At 63.9% G+C, this 2,354-nt stretch carries 2 protein-coding genes and 1 pseudogene; 2 read left to right on the top strand and 1 reads right to left on the bottom strand.

Features of this window, described 5'->3' with window-relative positions; all coding sequences use genetic code 11:
- Positions 1–536, bottom strand: a pseudogene (locus JHD07_RS24215) (hypothetical protein); the annotation flags it as partial.
- A 67-nt stretch (positions 537–603) separates the two neighbouring features.
- Here JHD07_RS24215 and JHD07_RS24210 point away from each other — a divergent pair.
- Both JHD07_RS24210 and JHD07_RS24205 read left to right on the top strand, forming a co-directional pair.
- Positions 604–1,809 (top strand): ABC transporter substrate-binding protein, encoded by a 1,206-nt coding sequence (locus JHD07_RS24210; RefSeq protein ID WP_291626635.1) that lies wholly within the window; start codon positions 604–606, stop codon positions 1,807–1,809.
- Between the two features lie 177 nt (positions 1,810–1,986).
- The coding region (locus JHD07_RS24205; protein WP_291626632.1) for an enoyl-CoA hydratase-related protein at positions 1,987–2,354 on the top strand (368 nt) is incomplete at its 3' end.

Genomic DNA, 2,354 nt, shown 5'->3' with positions numbered 1-2,354 from the left:
TAACGGTCCGGCGTGTCGTCAGTGCTCCGCAATGTCACCTCCCGTCCGGGCAACAGTGAGGTCAGAGCCTGCTTCGTCGTCGCGGTCGGCTCGATGCCCGAAAGGCGGATCTCGCGCCCGTCATCGAGGCGCACGCCGCGCGCATCGACGATGGCCGCGACGCGGCCTTCGCCTTGCGCTTCGAATTGGCAGGGCGCTGCGAACGCGGCGTGACCTGCGACGAGAAGAATTGCGACGATGAGATGATGCAGTCGCGTCACGTGACCCGGGGAGGTTGCGTTACGCATCGATCTTAACTCGAACGGCGTGTGAGGCGAAGGGGCTTCCTCACTTTCCGTCATTGCGAAGGCAGCGAAACAATCCAGATCTCCTCCGCGGAAAGATTCTGGATTTACTTCGCTACGGTCGAAACGACGCGGAGACATCGTGCAGCCTGTTGCCATTCCGTTTTGCGGAAAGCATGCGCGGCGATCATCAGCGCCTCGCTTGCTGCGCTCTTGCGCATGCGGCATGATTGCGGCAATAGCGATGGCCAACAGATATCACCAAGAGCAATAACCAAGCCGCCATCAGAGCACGGCGCGATAAGGGAGGTCTTTTTCGATGAAGCACATTCTGTCCGGCATTTTTGCCGCCGCGTTTGCCCTCAATGCTAGCGCCGCGCAGGCCCAGGACAAGCCGCCGCTGAAGATCGGCGGCATCCTCGACATGTCGAGCCTGTATGCCGACATCACCGGTCCCGGCAGCGAGACCGCGGCCAAGATGGCGGTGGAGGATTTCGGCGGCGAGGTGCTGGGACGCAAGATCCAGGTACTGGCGGCCGACCATCAGAACAAGGCCGATCTCTCCGCCAACATCGCCCGCGACATGCTCGACAATCAGGGTGTCGAGATGATCTACGACGTCGCGGCCTCCGCGACCGCGCTTGCCGCCGGCGAGATCGCGAAAGCGCGCAACAAGATCATCATGTTCAACGGCCCCGGCTCGATCCGTCTCACCAACGAGGCCTGCGGCCCCTATACCATTCATTACGTGTTCGACACTTACGGCCAGGCCAACGTGACCGGCCTTGCTGCGGTGAAGTCGGGTCTCGACAGCTGGTACTTCCTCACGGCCGATTACGCCTTCGGCCAGGATCTGGAGAAGGACACCAGCGCCGTCGTCACCAAGACCGGCGGCAAGGTGCTGGGCAGCGTGCGCCATCCGCTCAACACGTCGGATTTCTCGTCCTTCCTGCTCCAGGCCCAGGCCTCCAAGGCCAAGGTGATCGGGCTCGCGAATGCCGGCGGCGACACCATCAACGCCATCAAGCAGGCGGCGGAGTTCGGCATCACCAAGGGCGGCCAGAAGGTCTCGCCGCTGCTCGCCTTCGTCACCGATATCGACTCGATCGGGCTCGAGACCGCGCAGGGCCTGCTGCTGGCCGAAGCGTTCTACTGGGATCTCAACGACGACACGCGCGCATTCTCCAAGCGCTTCATGGAGCGCACCAAGCGGGTGCCGACCTCGGCGCAGGCCGGTGTCTATTCCTCGATCACGCATTACCTGAAGGCCGTGAAGGCGGCCGGCACGACCGACGCCGCGACGGTGATCAAGGTGATGAAGGAGACGCCGATCAACGACTTCTTCGCCAAGGGCGGCAAGATCCGCGAGGACGGCCGCATGATCCACGACATGTACCTGTTCGAGGTGAAGAAGCCGTCGGAGTCCAAGGGCCGCTGGGACGATTACAAGCTGCTCGCCACGGTGCCGGGTGCCGAGGCGTTCCAGCCCTTGGAGCAGTCGCGCTGCCCGCTCGTGAAGAAATAAGGGCGTGAGCCGTCGTGGTGACGCGCACACCCAACAATAGGTCGTCATCCCGGGGCTCGCGCAGCGATAACCCGGGATCCATCGAGCGGCAATGACGGTTGAGGAATGGATTCCGGGTTCGCGCCAAGGGGCACGCCACGGAATGACGGAGTAAAAACAAACAAGGGGAGACGCCGCATGAGCAACGACATGGTCCTGCAGAAGCTCGAAGGCGGGCTGCTCACCATCACGATGAACCGCCCGGAGCGGAAGAACGCGCTCAATCCCGAGATGGTCGCCGGGCTGGTCGAGGCGGCACGGCGCGCGGCTGACGATCCCGACGTGCGGGCGGTGCTCTTCAAGGGCGCCGGCGGCTCGTTCTGCGTCGGCGGCGACGTCAAGTCGATGGCAGCCGGCCGCGCGCCGCTGCCGTTCGAGCAGAAGTTGGCAAACCTCCGCCGCGGCATGGAGGTCTCGCGCATCCTGCACCAGATGCCGAAGCCCGTGGTGGCGCAGCTCGATGGCGCGGCCGCCGGCGCCGGCCTGTCGATGGCGCTGTCCTGTGA

This window comes from Bradyrhizobium sp. (genome assembly GCF_016462955.1).
Lineage (GTDB): Bacteria > Pseudomonadota > Alphaproteobacteria > Rhizobiales > Xanthobacteraceae > Bradyrhizobium.
Note: the sequence above shows the minus strand (reverse complement) of the source record. Positions and strands in the feature narration are given on the sequence as shown.

Coding starts and splice junctions, on each gene's coding strand:
- JHD07_RS24210 (WP_291626635.1), top strand. CDS start 604: ATGAAGCACATTCTGTCCGGCATTTTTGCCGCCGCGTTTGCCCTCAAT.